This is a genomic window from Leucobacter ruminantium, assembly GCF_017565705.1.
Classification (GTDB): domain Bacteria; phylum Actinomycetota; class Actinomycetes; order Actinomycetales; family Microbacteriaceae; genus Leucobacter; species Leucobacter ruminantium.
On sequence record NZ_JAGDYL010000023.1, the window covers coordinates 52,219 to 67,298 of the forward strand.

14 protein-coding genes, 1 rRNA gene and 1 pseudogene are annotated in these 15,080 nt (G+C 71.6%); 1 reads left to right on the forward strand and 15 read right to left on the reverse strand.

The window, feature by feature from the left end; genetic code table 11:
- Positions 1 to 140: 140 nt before the first annotated feature.
- From J4H91_RS12210 to J4H91_RS12275, 14 genes and pseudogenes are all read right to left on the reverse strand, one after another.
- A pseudogene (locus J4H91_RS12210) lies at positions 141 to 1,064 on the reverse strand (pseudouridine synthase); the annotation flags it as partial.
- Positions 1,051 to 1,692, reverse strand: coding sequence for an SMC-Scp complex subunit ScpB (scpB, locus tag J4H91_RS12215; RefSeq protein WP_208046537.1), 642 nt, complete (start codon positions 1,690 to 1,692; stop codon positions 1,051 to 1,053). The pseudogene J4H91_RS12210 and the gene scpB, both read right to left, overlap by 14 nt.
- Positions 1,685 to 2,587, reverse strand: a complete 903-nt coding sequence (locus J4H91_RS12220; RefSeq protein ID WP_243752935.1) for a segregation and condensation protein A — start codon at positions 2,585 to 2,587, stop codon at positions 1,685 to 1,687. Before J4H91_RS12220 ends, scpB begins: the two co-directional genes overlap by 8 nt.
- A gap of 4 nt (positions 2,588 to 2,591) precedes the next feature.
- Positions 2,592 to 3,446 carry a ParA family protein gene (locus J4H91_RS12225; protein ID WP_208046538.1) on the reverse strand — a complete coding sequence of 285 codons (855 nt, stop codon included), beginning with the start codon at positions 3,444 to 3,446 and terminating at the stop codon, positions 2,592 to 2,594.
- Between the two features lie 69 nt (positions 3,447 to 3,515).
- Positions 3,516 to 4,484, reverse strand: a complete 969-nt coding sequence (locus J4H91_RS12230) for a site-specific tyrosine recombinase XerD (RefSeq protein WP_208046539.1) — start codon at positions 4,482 to 4,484, stop codon at positions 3,516 to 3,518.
- Entirely contained in the window at positions 4,484 to 5,134 is a 651-nt protein-coding gene (locus J4H91_RS12235) for an NUDIX domain-containing protein (protein ID WP_208046540.1), read from the reverse strand. Before J4H91_RS12235 ends, J4H91_RS12230 begins: the two co-directional genes overlap by 1 nt.
- 4 nt (positions 5,135 to 5,138) lie before the next feature.
- Complete coding sequence (locus J4H91_RS12240; RefSeq protein WP_341783534.1) at positions 5,139 to 6,833, reverse strand: CTP synthase; 1,695 nt, start codon at positions 6,831 to 6,833, stop codon at positions 5,139 to 5,141.
- 124 nt (positions 6,834 to 6,957) lie between these two features.
- Positions 6,958 to 8,220, reverse strand: a complete 1,263-nt coding sequence (locus J4H91_RS12245; protein WP_208046541.1) for an AI-2E family transporter — start codon at positions 8,218 to 8,220, stop codon at positions 6,958 to 6,960.
- Between the two features lie 58 nt (positions 8,221 to 8,278).
- Complete coding sequence (recN, locus tag J4H91_RS12250; RefSeq protein WP_208046542.1) at positions 8,279 to 9,964, reverse strand: DNA repair protein RecN; 1,686 nt, start codon at positions 9,962 to 9,964, stop codon at positions 8,279 to 8,281.
- The gene (locus J4H91_RS12255; protein WP_208046543.1) at positions 9,961 to 10,959 is read right to left on the reverse strand and encodes an NAD kinase; all 999 of its coding nucleotides are present in this window, start codon (positions 10,957 to 10,959) and stop codon (positions 9,961 to 9,963) included. The genes recN and J4H91_RS12255 overlap by 4 nt, the downstream gene beginning before the upstream one ends.
- Before the next feature lie 13 nt (positions 10,960 to 10,972).
- Entirely contained in the window at positions 10,973 to 11,824 is an 852-nt protein-coding gene (locus J4H91_RS12260) for an SAM-dependent methyltransferase (RefSeq protein ID WP_208046544.1), read from the reverse strand.
- On the reverse strand, positions 11,817 to 11,999 hold the full coding sequence (locus J4H91_RS12265; RefSeq protein ID WP_208046555.1) for a hypothetical protein: 183 nt from the start codon (positions 11,997 to 11,999) through the stop codon (positions 11,817 to 11,819). Before J4H91_RS12265 ends, J4H91_RS12260 begins: the two co-directional genes overlap by 8 nt.
- 20 nt (positions 12,000 to 12,019) lie before the next feature.
- On the reverse strand, positions 12,020 to 13,063 hold the full coding sequence (locus J4H91_RS12270) for an HAD-IIA family hydrolase (protein WP_208046545.1): 1,044 nt from the start codon (positions 13,061 to 13,063) through the stop codon (positions 12,020 to 12,022).
- On the reverse strand, positions 13,063 to 14,022 hold the full coding sequence (locus J4H91_RS12275) for a hypothetical protein (protein ID WP_341783535.1): 960 nt from the start codon (positions 14,020 to 14,022) through the stop codon (positions 13,063 to 13,065). Before J4H91_RS12275 ends, J4H91_RS12270 begins: the two co-directional genes overlap by 1 nt.
- Positions 14,023 to 14,061: 39 nt before the next feature.
- Between J4H91_RS12275 and J4H91_RS12280 the strand changes: the two genes are divergently transcribed.
- The gene (locus J4H91_RS12280; RefSeq protein ID WP_208046546.1) at positions 14,062 to 14,826 is read left to right on the forward strand and encodes a hypothetical protein; all 765 of its coding nucleotides are present in this window, start codon (positions 14,062 to 14,064) and stop codon (positions 14,824 to 14,826) included.
- Positions 14,827 to 14,832: 6 nt separating this feature from the next.
- Here J4H91_RS12280 and rrf read toward each other — a convergent pair.
- Positions 14,833 to 14,949, reverse strand: a 5S ribosomal RNA gene (rrf, locus tag J4H91_RS12285).
- Positions 14,950 to 15,080: the final 131 nt, after the last annotated feature.

A 15,080-nucleotide genomic window follows, 5' to 3' on the forward strand; every position in this document is an offset into this window, starting at 1 on the left:
CGCCCGCTGACCGCCTGCGCGCCGCGGCGGTTGTGCGGGTTGCCCTTGGCCGCGGCGCCTCGCATGCCGCGCGCTCCGGCTCCGTCGCCCGGCCTCCCGGCCGTCACCGCGCCCCTGGCGTCGCGGCGCGGCCGCGATCCCTCGCCCGCGGCAGCGGCCTCGCCGTCCTCGATCGCGCTCAGCAGCGCCCCGCGCTCGGCGGCCGAGAGCTCGCGCATCTCCCCCACCCGCAGCGTGCCGAGGTGCAGCGGGCCGAACTGGCGCCGCACGAGCTCTTCCACGGGGTGCCCCACCTCGGCGAGCATGCGCCGCACGATACGGTTGCGCCCCGAGTGCAGCGTCAGCTCGACGAGCGAGTGCGAGCGGTTCGAGCCGCCGGGCAGCAGCTTCGCGCGGTCGGCGCTGATGGGGCCGTCCTTCAGCTCGACGCCGTCCTTGAGACGCTGGATCACCGCTGGGGTGACGCGGCCTCGCACCTTCGCGATGTAGGTCTTCTGCACCCCGAAGCTCGGGTGCGCGAGGCGGTGCGCGAGCTCGCCGTCGTTCGTGAGGATGAGCAGGCCGCTCGTGTCGGTGTCGAGGCGGCCGACGTTGTAGAGGCGATCCTCGATCCGGTCCGTGAACTCGCGCAGGTCGGGGCGGCCGTTCTCGTCGCGCATGGTCGAGACGACGCCGCGCGGCTTGTTCAGCACGAAGTAGCGCTTCGAGACGTCGAGCTGCACGACGACGCCGTCGACGCGCACGTCGTCGTGCTCGGGGTCGATGCGCGATCCGAGCTCGCGCTGCACCTCGCCGTTCACCGTCACTCGGCCGCCGGTGATGAGCGATTCGCAGGCGCGGCGCGACGCCACACCCGCGTGCGCGAGGGCCTTCTGGAGGCGCACGCGGCCGTCGTCGGCCTCGTTCGAGGGCGAGGGATCCGACCCGCCGCCGGGCCGCTCCCAGCCCCACTCGGCGAGGTCGATCTCGACGGCCTCGCCGTCGACCGAGAACTGACCGCCGGCGCCGCCGCGGTCGCCGCCCCGGGCTCCGCCGCCGGCGCCGTCATTGCTAGAGCGACTCATGTTCGAAGCCTTCCGTGGGTTCGTCGAGGAGGGGGGCGATGGGCGGCAGCTCGGAGATGTCGCCGATGCCGAGGTGTCCGAGCAGCGCCTCCGTGGTGCCGTAGAGGGTCGCGGTCGTCTCGGGGTCCTGCCCCACCTCCGTGATGAGGCCGCGGCCGAGCAGCGTGCGCACCACCGAGTCGACGTTCACCGCGCGGATCGACGCGATCGCTCCGCGCGAGATCGGCTGCCGGTACGCGATCACGGCGAGGGTCTCGAGCGCGGCCTGCGACAGCTTCGACGGCGTCTGCTGCTGCACGAAGCCCGCCACCACCGGGTCAAGGCTCTCGCGCACGTAGAAGCGGTATCCGCCCGCCACCTCGCGCAGCTCGAAGCCGCGCTGCGGACCCGATCCCTCGCCCTCGAAATCGGCGATGAGGGCCGTGAGCGCCGCCCGCACCTCGCGCACCGGGCGGTCGGTCGCCGTCGCGAGCGCCATCGCGCTCAGCGGCTCGTCGGCCACGATGAGCAGAGCCTCGAGCTGCTGCTGCAGCGTGTGATCGGTTCGGGCGCGGTCGAGCTCGGTGTCGGGCGCCTCGGCCGGGGCGGGCGCGGTCGCGCCGCCCTCGGCCCCGTTGCGCTCAGTCATAGTCGCTCCCCAGTGTCGCGAGTTCGTCGTCGGACCAGCTCTCCCCGGTCCACTGCACGTGCAGCTCGCCGAGCGGTTCGGCCTGCTCGAAGGTCACCGCTGCCCGCCGGTAGAGCTCGAGGATCGCGAGGAAGCGCGCCACGATCACCCCCCGGTCGGCAGAGGGATCCACACCCGCCACGAGTTGGCGGAACGACCGCGCCCCACCCGTGCGCAGCATCGAGACGACGACCGCCGCCTGCTCGCGGATCGACACGAGGGGCGCGTGCAGGTGGTCGAGGCCGACCGTCGGGATCTCACGCGGCGCGAAGGCGAGCAGCGCGATCGCCGCGAAGTCCTCGACCGAGAGGTGCCACACGAGCTCGGGCACGCGCTCCCGGAACTTCGCGTCGAGGGGCACGAGGCGCGGGTGCCTGGCCTCCTCCGCCTCGAGCCGACCGCGGAACCACGCACTCGCCTGCTTGAACGCGCGGTACTGCAGCAGCCTGGCGAACAGCAGGTCGCGGGCCTCGAGCAGGGCGATGTCCTCGGCGTCGACGGCCTCGCCCTGCGGCAGCAGGCTCGCGATCTTGAGGTCGAGCAGGGTGGCCGCGACCACGAGGAACTCCGAGGCGCGGTCGAGCTCGACGATGCCCTGCCCCTCGAGCGAGGCGAGGTAGGCGATGAACTCGTCGGTGACGAGGCTGAGCGACACCTCGGTGATGTCGAGCTCGTGCTTGCCGATGAGGTTCAGCAGCAGGTCGAACGGGCCGTCGAACTGCTCGAGCGAGACGCGGAAGCCGCCATCCGCGGCCGCACCGGGCTCGGGGGCGGCGTCCGCAGCGCCGGGTGCGGCATCGCCTGCACCGTGGGGAGGGGCCGACGCCCCCTGCCCGCCTGCGAGCGCGACCATCATGGCATCAGGCGACGACGCCGCGCTGCACGAGTTCGCGGGCGAGCTTCAGGTAGGCCTCGGAGGCCGCGTTCGACGGGGCGTAGTCGAGAATCGGCTTCGCCGCGATCTGCGCGTCGGGCAGCTTCACGGTGCGGCCGATCACCGTGTCGAACACCTTGTCGCCGAAGGTGTCGACCACGCGCTCCAGCACCTCGCGCGCGTGCAGCGTGCGCGCGTCGTACATCGTGGCGAGGATGCCGTCGAGTTCGAGCGCCGGGTTCAGGCGGTCCTTCACCTTCTCGACCGTCTCGACGAGCAGGGCGACGCCGCGCAGCGCGAAGTACTCGCAGGCGAGAGGGATCAGCACCCCGTGGCTCGCGGTCAGCGCGTTGACGGTGAGCAGACCGAGCGAGGGCTGGCAGTCGATGAGCACCACGTCGTAGTCGTCGGCGACCTTGCGCAGCACGCCGGCGAGGATCTGCTCGCGGGCGACCTCGGTGACGAGGTGCACCTCTGCCGCCGAGAGGTCGATGTTGGCCGGGATCACGTCGAGTCCCGCGGTCTCGGTCTGACGGATCGCCTCGTGCGGATCCCTCACCTTGCCGAGCATCAGATCGTAGATCGTGGGCACATCGTGCGCCTGCACGCCGAGGCCCGCGGAGAGCGCGCCCTGCGGGTCGAAGTCGACCGCGAGCACGCGGCGGCCGTAGCGCGCGAGCGCGGCGGCGAGGTTGATCGTTGAGGTCGTCTTGCCGACGCCGCCCTTCTGGTTGCACATGGCGATGATGCGCGCCGGACCGTGACGATCGAGCTTCGCGGGCGCGGGAATGATCCGCTCGGGTCGGCCGGTGGGGCCCAACTCAAACAGAGTGTTCGCCATTCCCGCTCCTTGTCGCACGCGATCTCTAACGCTCCATCCTATCGCGGGCGCGGATGTGCAGATGCGCGGCTATTTCGCGCGCGGGTGCGACATCAGGTAGTGCTCGCGCAGGGTGTCGGCCGTGACCTGCGTGTAGATCTGCGTGGTCGTGACGGACGCGTGGCCCAGCAGCTCCTGCACGGTGCGCACGTCGGCGCCTCCCGCGAGCAGATGCGTGGCGAACGAGTGGCGCAGCGTGTGCGGCGAGACGTCGGCCGTGATGCCCGCCCGCTCGGCGGCGGCCCGGATCACGAGCCAGGCGCTCTGCCGCGACATGCGGGCACCGCGAGGCCCCACGAACAGCGCCGGGGTGCCCTTGCCGCGCGCGACCATCGCGGGGCGCGCCCGCACGAGGTAGGCGGCGAGCGCACGGCCGGCGAAGCTGCCGTAGGGCACGATGCGCTGCTTGGATCCCTTGCCCGTCACGCGGATGAAGCCGCCCTCGCCGAGCGCGCCCTCGGGGTCGGCCCACGCATCGGAGCCGACGGCCGCGCCGAGCAGATCGTCGACGTCGAGCGCCGCCGCCTCGCTCACGCGCGCACCGCTCGCGTACAGCAGTTCGAGCAGCGCACGATCCCTCAGCGCCACAGGGTCGTCGCCGCTCGCCGAGGCCAGCAGCGCTTCGACCTCTTCGATCGGCAGGGCCTTGGGCAGCCGCTGCGCCCGCTTCGGCGTGCGCACGGCGCTGCCCGCGTTCGTCTCGAGCACTCCCTCGTCGAACAGGTAGCGGTGCAGATTGCGCACGGTCGACAGGCGGCGCGTGATGGAGGCGGGGGCGAGCCGCGGCTCGCCGCCCTCCGCTCCGCCGAGCTCGACCACGTACTGCGAGAGCGTCGCGGGAGAGACGTCGTCGAGCGTCGGGATCCCTCGCCCCTCCAACCACGCCGCGTAGGCGGCGAGGTCGCGGCGGTAGGCGGCGAGGCTGTTCTCCGAGAGCCCCCGCTCGAGCGCGACGTATCGCAGATACCGTTCCGCGCCGCGCGACGGCTCGATCGGCATCAGCGCGACCGTTCTCCCCGCGCAGCCTCGCGTGCGGTCCACGGCAGCGAGGGATCGCGGAGCGTCTCCCAGCCGCGCGCCCTGGCCGCGACGGCGCCGAGCACGGCCGCGGCCGTCACGGCGTTCTGCACGCGGCCGTCGAGCACCGCGGCGACGGCGTCGTCGAGTGCCACCCAGCGAGGCTCGATCTCGGCCTCCTCCTCGGAGCGCACGTAGTCGTGCTCGACCGGCGACAGCTCACGCGCGAGGAAGATGCGGATCGCCTCGCTCGTGGAACCGGGCGAGAGGAACAGGTCGAGCAGCAGATCCCAGCGGCCGGCCTGCAGGTCGACCTCCTCGGCGAGCTCGCGCTGCGCACCGGCGAGGCCGCTCTCGCCCGGAGCGTCCATGAGGCCGGCCGGGATCTCCCAGTCGCGATGCGCGATGGCGTGGCGGTACTGCTTGATCAGCAGCACGCGGCCGTCGTCGTCGAGAGCGAGCACCGCGACGGCGCCCGTGTGGTCGAGGTAATCGCGCTCGACGTCGGCGCCGCCGATCTCGAAGCGGTCCCGGCGCACGTCCCAGATGTGGCCGCGCGCCAGCAGCTCGCTATCCGTGACGCGCACGTCGTCGGCGATCTCGTCGCGCAGCGGCGCTCCCCCGACCGTCATCGGGTCACTCGCCCTCTTCGACCTCGAACAGCTGCGCCGCGTCGCGGCGCTCGATCGCGGCGCCGACGAGGCCCGCGAACAGCGGGTGCGGCGTGCCGGGGCGCGACTTCAGTTCGGGGTGCGCCTGGGTGGCGATGTAGAACGGGTGCACGTCGGTCGGCAGCTCCACGTACTCCACGAGCTCGCCGTCGGGGCTCGTGCCCGAGAACGACAGCCCCGACTCCGCGATCTGCTCGCGGTAGCGGTTGCTCACCTCGTAGCGGTGGCGGTGGCGCTCGGTCGCGGTCGGTGCACCGTAGAGCGATGCGGCGAGGGATCCCTCGGCGAGCGCCGCCTCGTAGAGGCCGAGGCGCATGGTGCCGCCGAGGTCGCCGCCGTCGATGATCTCGACCTGCTCGGCCATGGTCGCGATGACGGGCACCGCGGTCTCGGGATCGAACTCGGTCGAGGAGGCGCCCTCGAGGCCGGTCACGTTGCGGGCGTACTCGATCACCATGCACTGCAGGCCGAGGCACAGGCCGAGCGTGGGAATGCCGTTCTCGCGGGCGAAGCGGAGCGCGCCGAGCTTGCCCTCGATGCCGCGGATGCCGAAGCCGCCGGGCACGCAGATGCCGTCGACGTCGCCGAGCGCCTCGAGCGCGCCCTCGGGCGTCTCGCAGGTGTCGGAGGGTACCCACTTGAGGTTCACCTTCGTGGAGTGCGCGAAGCCGCCCGCGCGCAGCGCCTCGGTCACCGAGAGGTAGGCGTCGGGCAGGTCGATGTACTTGCCGACGAGCGCGAGCGTGACCTCGCCCTTCGGCTGGTGCACGGCGTCGAGCACGGGCTGCCAGCCGGCCCAGTCGACGTCGCCGGCGCGGTCGGCGAGGCCGAGGTGCTCGACGATCGTCTGGTCGAGGCCCTGGTCGTTGAGCAGCCTGGGCAGGTCGTAGATGCTCGGCACGTCGACGGCGTTGACCACCGCGTCCTCATCGACGTCGCACATGAGCGCGATCTTGCGCAGGTTGTCGTCGGTGACGGGACGGTCGCTGCGCAGCACGAGGGCGTCGGGCTGGATGCCGATGGAGCGCAGCGCAGCGACGGAGTGCTGGGTGGGCTTGGTCTTCTGCTCGCCCGAGGCGCCCATGAAGGGCACGAGCGAGACGTGCACGAAGAACACGTTGCCCCGGCCGAGCTCGTGGCGCACCTGGCGCGCCGACTCGAGGAACGGCTGCGACTCGATATCGCCCACCGTGCCGCCGACCTCGGTGATGATCACGTCGGGGCGCGGCTCCTCCTCGGCCTGCAGCCGCATGCGGCGCTTGATCTCGTTGGTGATGTGAGGGATCACCTGCACCGTGTCGCCGAGGTACTCGCCGCGGCGCTCCTTCGCGATCACGGTCGAGTAGATCTGGCCCGTGGTGACGTTGGCGGCCTGCGACAGGTTGATGCCGAGGAAGCGCTCGTAGTGTCCGATGTCGAGGTCGGTCTCCGCCCCGTCGTCGGTCACGAAGACCTCGCCGTGCTGGAACGGGTTCATGGTGCCGGGATCGACGTTGAGGTACGGATCCAGCTTCTGCATGACCACGTGCAGACCGCGCGCCGTCAGGAGATTCCCGAGGCTGGCGGCGGTGAGGCCCTTCCCCAGCGAGGAGACGACACCCCCGGTGACGAAGATGTGCTTGGTGATGCCGTTCTGGCTCGCGCTCTGCTCTGTTCCCACGGGCTTCGATCCTATCAGGTGCCGGGGGCGACAGACAGTGCGTTTCCCGTGCTCCGGTGCTCCGGTCGCCGTCGCTCGAGGAGCGTCATAGGCGCGCCGCTGCCGCTCGCACGCCCACGGCGGTTCAGCGGAGCTCCTGCCGGGGCACCCACACCTGCTTGATGATCATGAGCACCATCGCGGTGACGGGGATCGAGATCAGCGCGCCGAGCAGCCCGAGCAGCGTGCCGCCGGCGAGCGCGCCGATGACCACGAGGGATCCCGGGACCGAGACGACCCGGTTCATGATGCGCGGCGTCAGCAGGTACGACTCGATCTGCATGTAGATGAGGTAGTAGACGACCGCGATGACCGCGGTCGTCGGCGAGTTGAACAGCGCGACGATGCCGACCAGTACGGTCGCGACGACCGACCCGATGAGCGGGATCAGAGCGAGCAGGAAGACGCTGACGGCCACGAGCCCGGCGAACGGCACCCCCACGATCGTCATCATGATGAAGCCGAGCACGGCGTTGATGAATGCCAGGATCACCATGCCGTTGACGTAGCCGCCGACCGACTTCGTCACCTGCTCGGTGATGTCCATCACCTTCGCCCGGCCCGAGCGCGGCACGAGCGAGTAGAAGGCCCGCTTGATCGTCTTCAGCGAGGCGAGGAAGTAGAGGGTGAGGATGAGCACGATGAGCGCGGCGGTGAGCCCGTTCGCGATGCCGACCCCCGCCTGCCACACCCCGCCGGCCACCTGCGCCCAGTTCTCCGGTCGGCTGACGAGGTCCTGCCCCGTCGAGAGCAGCCCGTCGAAGTCGACGAACTCGCCGAAGCGGCTGTTCAGATCCCTGAACCAGTCCTGCTGGGTGATGTCGCTGAACAGCAGGGGCGCGCTCCGCATCAGCTGCGAGACCTGGTTGGCGATCATCGGGATGATGATGGCGAGCAGGCCCGCGATCAGCAGCACGAAGCCGCCGAACACGACGGCGATGCCGAGCGGCCGGTTCAGTCCCTTGCGCTCGAGCCAGCGCACGACCGGGTCGAGGCCGAGGGCGACGAAGAGGGCCGCGACCACGTACATGATGATCGTCGTCAGCTGGCCGACCATCCCGCCGAAGAGCAGGGCGACGAGCACGCCGAGCGTCACGGTGAAGCCGAGCTGGAAGGGGTTGCGCACCACGAATTCTCTGGTCGGCGTCTTGGCCCGCTCCTCCACGGCCTCGGCCGCCGCATCGCGCGCGTCGCGGTACATCTCGCGCGTCTCGGCGTCCATCTGCTCGAGATCGGCGTGCACCACGTGCGGATGCGAATCGAGGTACGCGGCCTTCGCAGCAGCGCTGTCGTCGAGGTCGGGTTTCGCGCCGGCCTCGGCACGGCGGCGCGCGAACAACTTCACCATGGTTGGAGAGTAGCAGCAGCCTCGGACATCCGAGGATGCGCCCTTCCGGCCCGCCGGGTCAGCCGCCCAGCGCCAGCAGCTCCGCTGCGTGCTCGAGCGCGCTCTCCGAGTCGCTCAGGCCCGACAGCAGGCGCGCCATCTCGGCGAGGCGCTCATCGCCCTCGAGCCTGCGGCAGCTGCTCTCGGTGAAGCCGCCCGCCGTGTCCTTCGAGATCCGCAGGTGGTTGTTCGCGAAGGCCGCGACCTGGGCGAGGTGCGTGACCACGATCACCTGCGAGGTGCGGGCGAGCCTCGCGAGCCGCCGTCCGATCTCGATCGCGGCGGCGCCGCCCACGCCCGCGTCGACCTCGTCGAACACGAAGGTCGGCACGGGGTCGGCGCCGGCCAGCACGACCTCGAGCGCCAGCATCACCCGCGAGAGCTCGCCCCCCGAGGCGCTCCTGGCGATCGGCCGCGGCGACGAACCGGGGTGCGGGCTCAGCAGCAGCTGCACCTCGTCGCCCCCGCTCGAGCCGAGCGCGTCGAGCGGAGCGACCCGCACGGCGAAGCTCGCGTCGGGCAGCGCGAGCTGCCTGAGCTCGGCCGTCACCAACTCCGACAGCCGATCGGCGGCTTCCCGCCGCTGCTCCGACAGCCGCGCCGCGAGCTCGGCCTCGCGCACGGTCAGAGCTTCGAGCCTCTGGGTCAGCTCGCCGATCGTCTCGTCGTCGCCCTCGAGCTCGGCGAGACGCAGCGCGCCCGTCGCCGCGTAGTCGATCACGGCCTGCGAATCGGCGCCGTAGGCGCGGAAGAGCGCGTTCAGCGCCGCCAGACGCTCGTTCGCCCGCGCGAGCTCCCCCGGCCCCTCCTGGTCGAGGTCGCCGGCGTAGGCCGCGAGCTCGCGCGCCGCATCGGCGACCTGGAAGCTCACGGAACGCAGCGTCTCGGCCACGGCCTCCAGACGGGGGTCGTAGATCGCCGCGCGCTCCACCTCCTGCAGCGCGCTGTCCACGAGGCTGCCCGCGTCGCGACTGAAGGGATCGTCGGACTCGCTGGAGAGCGCCTCATGCGCGGCCGAGGTCGCGGCGCGCAGCGTCTCGACGTTGCCGAGCAGCTCGATGCGCTGCTGCAGCTCGCCCTCCTCACCCGGCTGCGGATCGACGGCGGCGATCTCCTCGAGCTCGCCGCGCAGCCGCTCGGCCTCCGCCGCGCGCTCCTCGCGCGCCGCGCTCAGCTCCGCCACCCCGGCTTCGAGCGCCTGCCGCTCGCGGTGGCAGTCCCGATAGGCCCCGAGCGTCTCCGCGATCGCGGCGCCGCCGAAGCGGTCGAGGGTGTCGCGCTGCTCCGCCGCCGACTTCAGCCGCAGCTGCTCCGACTGCCCGTGCACGGCGAAGAGCCTGCCTGCGAGCCTGCCGAGGCTGCCGACCGGGGCGCTCGCCCCTCCGACGGTGGCGCGGCTGCGCCCCTCGGCGCTCACGGTGCGGCCGAGCACGAGCTCGCCGTCCTCGATCTCGCCCCCGACGTCGGCGACGATCTCCGCGACCTCCGGGTCGCTGCTCTGCACGATGCCGTTCACCCGGGCCTGCGACGCGCCGGCCCGCACCGCACCGGCGTCGCTGCGCTCGCCCATGAGCAGGCCGAGCGCGCTCACCACCATCGTCTTGCCCGCGCCAGTCTCACCGGTGATCGCGGTAAAACCGGGCCCGAGCGGAAGGGTCGTGTCGGCGATCACACCGAGGTCGCGGATGCGGAGCTCCTCGATCACGCGATCCCTCCCCCGCGCTCGCCGCGCCAACCCGAGACGGGCAGCCTGAACTTCTGCACCAGCCGCTCCGAGAAGACCGCTTGATCGAGTCGGGCGAGCTTCACCGAGTGCGCCGAGCGCCGCACCCGGACGACCGCGCCCGCCGGCAACTCCGTGCGGCGTCTGCCGTCGCACCACAGCACGCCGGGGCCCACGTTCTCCGGGAGGATCATGACGCTCAGCTCGGAGTCGGGATCGGTGACGATGGGGCGCTGGAACAGCGCGTGGGCCGCGATCGGCACCATGAGGATGGCCTGCACGCCCGGCCACACGACGGGTCCTCCCGCCGAGAATGCGTAGGCCGTCGACCCGGTGGGGGTCGCGAGCACGACGCCGTCGCAGGCGAAATTGGAGAGCGGCCTGCCGTCGACGCCGATGGCCACCTCGAGCATGCGCCTGCGCTTCTCGACGCTGGCCTCGTTGAGCGCCCAGGTGTCGGCGATGACCTCGCCCTCGTACGTGGCCTGCACCTCGATCGTCAGCCGCTCCTCGACCGTGTAGTCGCGGCGCAGCACGCGATCGATCGTGGACGCCAGGTCGTAGCTCTCCATCTCGGCGAGGAAGCCCACGTGCCCGAGGTTCACGCCGACGATCGGGCAGTCCGAGCCGCGCAGCATCTCTGCCGCACGGAGGATCGTGCCGTCGCCCCCCAGCACGAGCGCGACCTCCAGCTCGACCACGGCGACGTCGCGACCGAGCATCGAGGTCTGCGCGACGTCGAAGTGCGGGGCGAAGGCAGTGCGGTCCGCAGCGTCGAGCACCGGCACCACGCCCGCCTCGCGCAGGGCCTGCACCACCTCGATGGTCGCCGCGATCGCCTCGGCCCGGTGGGCGTGCGAGACCACGAGGATGCGCCTGGCGTCCTGCCCGCGCGGGGCCCGCTGCGCCGCGGCGACGGCACCAGACTCGTCGAGCGGCCGGCGCTCCGCGCCGTCCGCTCCTCGCAAGTCGCTCATGGCTCTCCTTCGCTCAGGCGGCGCTGTCCGCCGCTGCGGCGCCGCGCTCGCACAGCTCGGCGATCCGACCCTCCCATTCTGTCGGATCGGGCGCCGACGCGCGTGCGAAGGCGCCGAGATACTCGCGGTTGCCGTTGCCGCCCACCACAGGCGAGAGGTCGAGACCCGTGCAGCCGAAGCCGTGCCCGGCCGCGGCGTCGAGCACGGTGCGGATCGCCTCGGCCCACTGGGCGGGATTCGTGACGACCCCGTCGCGCACGCGACCGACCTCGAACTGCGGCTTGATGAGCAGCAGCAGCTCGGCCTCATCCGCTGCGCAGCGGTCGATCGCGGGCAGGATGAGGGTCAGCGAGATGAACGAGAGGTCGGCCGTGATGAGGGAGGGCGCCTCGTCGATCCCGGTGCGGCCTGCGAGCCCGGCGCGATCGAGGTCGCGCGCGTTGCATCCCTCCGCGAGGCGCACCCGCGGATCCCTCGCGATCTCCTCCGCCATCTGGCCGTGACCCACGTCGATCGCCTGCACGAGGCGAGCGCCGCGCTCCAGCAGCACCTGGGTGAAGCCGCCCGTCGAGGCCCCGAGGTCGAGCGCCACGCGCCCCGACGGGTCGATGCCGAAGCGGTCGAGCCCCGCCGCGAGCTTCGCCGCGGCTCGGCTGACGTAGCGGTCCTCCCCCGTGACGGAGACGAGGGATCCCTCCCCGACCCGCGCACCCGCCTTCGCGGCAGGGGCGCCGTCGATGCGCACGCGCCCCTCGGCGATCAGCTCGGACGCCCGGCTGCGGGAGCGGGCGAGGCCCAGCTCGGCGAGCACGCGGTCGAGACGCGCCGGCGATCCCTCCCAGCTCGCCTCCGCGCCGTCAGGCACCCTGGTCGCTCCGCTGCAGCTCGGTCAGCAGTTCGTCGTGCAACTGCTCGAAGCCCGCCGCGCGCTGCGCGAGCGGCTGCGACTCGATGAGGCCGATGCGGTCGAGCAGTTCGCCGTCGCCGAGCGCCCCGGACGGGCCAGCTGTCTGCGCGTCGTCGTTCCGTTCGTCTTCCACGGCCCTCTCCTCGGCGCCGCTCACGGCCGCCAGTGGTCCTCGTACAGGATCTCCGGCACCTTCAACCCGTAGATCGCAAGTCCCGAGGCCCAGATCGCGGCGCAGCCGGCGCGGAGCAGGTTCAGCGGCGAGTCGCCCTCCGAGACGACCTCGACGACGTGCCCGTTCATGCGCACCTTCGCCGAGCCCACGCGGGCCGTGCCGTCGCGCAGCGTCTCGGTGACGGGATAGGGATCGTGCATCTCGGAGAGCGAGGCGACGATGTAGTCGGGGCGCATGTCCTGCGACGCCGCGACCAGCTGCTTCGGGCGGTCGACACCCGTGAGCACCTGCAGGCTCGGGATCTCGGCCGCCCGGGCCCCCTTGATGTCGGTGTCGAGGCGGTCGCCGACCATGAGCGCCTTGCGCGTGCCGAAGCGCGCGAAGGCCGCCTCGTAGATCGGGGTCTCGGGCTTGCCCGCGAAGACTGGCAGGCGCTGCACCGCCGTGTGCACGGCGGAGACGAGCGTGCCGTTGCCCGGTGCGATGCCGCGGGCTCGCGGGATCGTCCAGTCGGTGTTCGTCGCGATCCACGGCAGCGGTTCGCGACCGGGCTGTTCGGCGAGCGCGTAGCACGCCTCCGCAAGATGCTCCCAACCGACGTGGGGGGCGAAGCCCTGCACCACCGCGGCCGGGTCGTCCTCGGCGCTCCGGGTGACCCGGAAGCCGCCCTTCTCGAGCTCGTCGACGAGCCCGTCTCCGCCGACGACGAGCACGAGCGAGCCCGCGGGCACGGTGTCCGCGAGCAGCGCGACCGCGGCCTGCGGCGAGGTCACGACGTCTCCGGCCGTGGTGCGCAGGCCGAGGCGCTGCAGGTGCTCGGCGACCGTCTGATCGGTGCGCGACGCGTTGTTGGTGAGATAGGCGACCCGTCGCGTCTCAGCGGCGAGGTTGAGTGCTTCGACTGCGCCCGGGATCGCTCCGTCGCCGCGGTAGACGACACCGTCGAGGTCCGCGAGCACCAGTTCCCTGCCCTCGAGCGGCGCCGGGCCGAGCTCGGGCCCCCGCTTCCCGAAGAATCCCATCAGCGCTGCTCCTCGTCCTCGGTCGAATCGGTGCTCTCAGTCTCAGTCCCGGCGCCGATGCCCGCCTCGGCGAGCAGTTCGTCGACCTCGGCCGCGACCTCCTCGTGGAAGCTCAGCGGCGCCGCTTCGACGGCCCGGTCCGGCTCAGCCGGCTCGTTCCGTGCATCGGCCTCATCCGTGTCGGCCTCATCCGCCTCGGTCTCTTCGGATTCGGCCTCCCCGGTGTCGAGCCCGCCTCCATCGGCGCCGTCCGCGTCGGCCTCATCCGCCTCGGTCTCGGCCTCCTCGGGCAGATCCATCTCGACGACCTCGAACACATCGAGCTCGTCGTGCCCGCCGAGGTGCTCCTCCAGTGCGAGCGCTGCACGGTCGGCCCGTTCGTTCCACTCGGCCGCCTCGCTGCTGCGGCCGAGTTCCTCGAGCACCGCCGCGTACGCCGCGAAGAGCTCGGGGCTCCAGGAGAAGCCGCGATTCGGGTCGAGCTCGGGGATCTCGAGCTCGAAGAGCGCCTGCTGCGTCTGCCCCATGTCGAGACGCGCGCCCGACATCGCGATGGCCAGGTGCACGCGCTGCTCGGTGTCGAGCTGCTTGGCGTCCACGGCAAGACCGGTCTCGATGCCCTTCTCTGGCCGATTCAGGCCGCGCTCGCACTCGACCATCAGCGCGACGTGGTTGTCGCGCCCGCTGAGGCGGCGGTAGGTGCGCAGCTCTCGCAGGGCGAGCGCGAAGTCGCCGATGCGGTACGCGGTCATCGCGAGGAATTCACGGGCGACAGGGATCCTGCCGGCCCTGCGACTCGCCGAGAGCGCGTGCTGATGCGCGAGCTCCGGATCCTCGTCGAGCAGCACGAGTGCGGTCGCGAGGTGCCGCGCCACGCGCTCCTGCACCTCGGCCTGCAGCGTCTTCAGCTCGTTGCGGGCCGCGGGGTAGAGATCGTTCGCGGTGATCTCGTCCGGCACCCGCGGATCGCGGTGCTCCGAACGGACGGGGCGCAGTTCGTGCTGCAGCCGCTCGGCCTCGGTGAAGTTGCGATCGCGGCCTCCTCGGTCGCTGCGGCCGGCGCCGCGCGTGCCACCCCGGCCGTTGTTGCCCTGATCGTCACGGCGCTGACCGTCACGGCGCCGACCATCGCGGTCACCGCGATACGGTCGCCTCTCATCGCCGTTCCCGCGGTAGGAGCGGTCGCCGTCGCGGCCGCCACGACCCCGATCATCTCGGTCACCGCGGTACGGGCGCCGGTCTTCGCCTGCACGGAAGGGCCGAGCACCATTGCCGTCACGATCACCCCGGAAAGGCCGTTGTCCACCGTCTCGACCGCGCTCGCCCCGGTCTCCCCGGTCATCGCGGCGCTGTCCGTCGCGTGCGCCGCCGCGGTAGGGCCGACGTTCGTCACTGCCGCCTGCGGCTCCACCGCGATCGTCGCGGTCGCCCCGATACGGCCGGCGACCACCGTCCCCGCTGCCCTGGTACGAACGCCGCTCGCCGTCGCGGCCTCCGCGGGAGGGACGCCGCTCGTCGCCGTCGCGACGCTCCCCCCGGTAGCCGCCGCGCTGATCGCCGCCGCCCCGCTGGCCGGCGCGGGAATCGCCGCCTCGATAGGGCTTCCGGGGACCGCGATCCCCGGAGTGGTCTCGTGGCGAACGATCGTTCATGGGTGGCCTCCCGGCAGCGCTCTTCAGATGTACAAGTCTATAAATGAAAACAGGGGCCGCACCGGGCGGGCCTGCCATCTCTGGCAAGCCCGCCGATGCGACCCCTGTTGAAAGGGAGTTCGGCGGTGTCTTACTCTCCCACGAGGTCCCCCTCGCAGTACCATCAGCGCTGTCAGCCTTAGCTTCCGGGTTCGGAATGTGACCGGGCGTTTCCCTGACGCTATAACCACCGAAACACTATTGACATACCCAACCCCCGCACGAGTGGTGAGGGGTTGTGGCCGTACGTCAAGAACCACAAAGCAGACGCGAACATCGTTACTTACGCTTATGCCAAACCTCATCCACATGACCGTTTGAAGTCG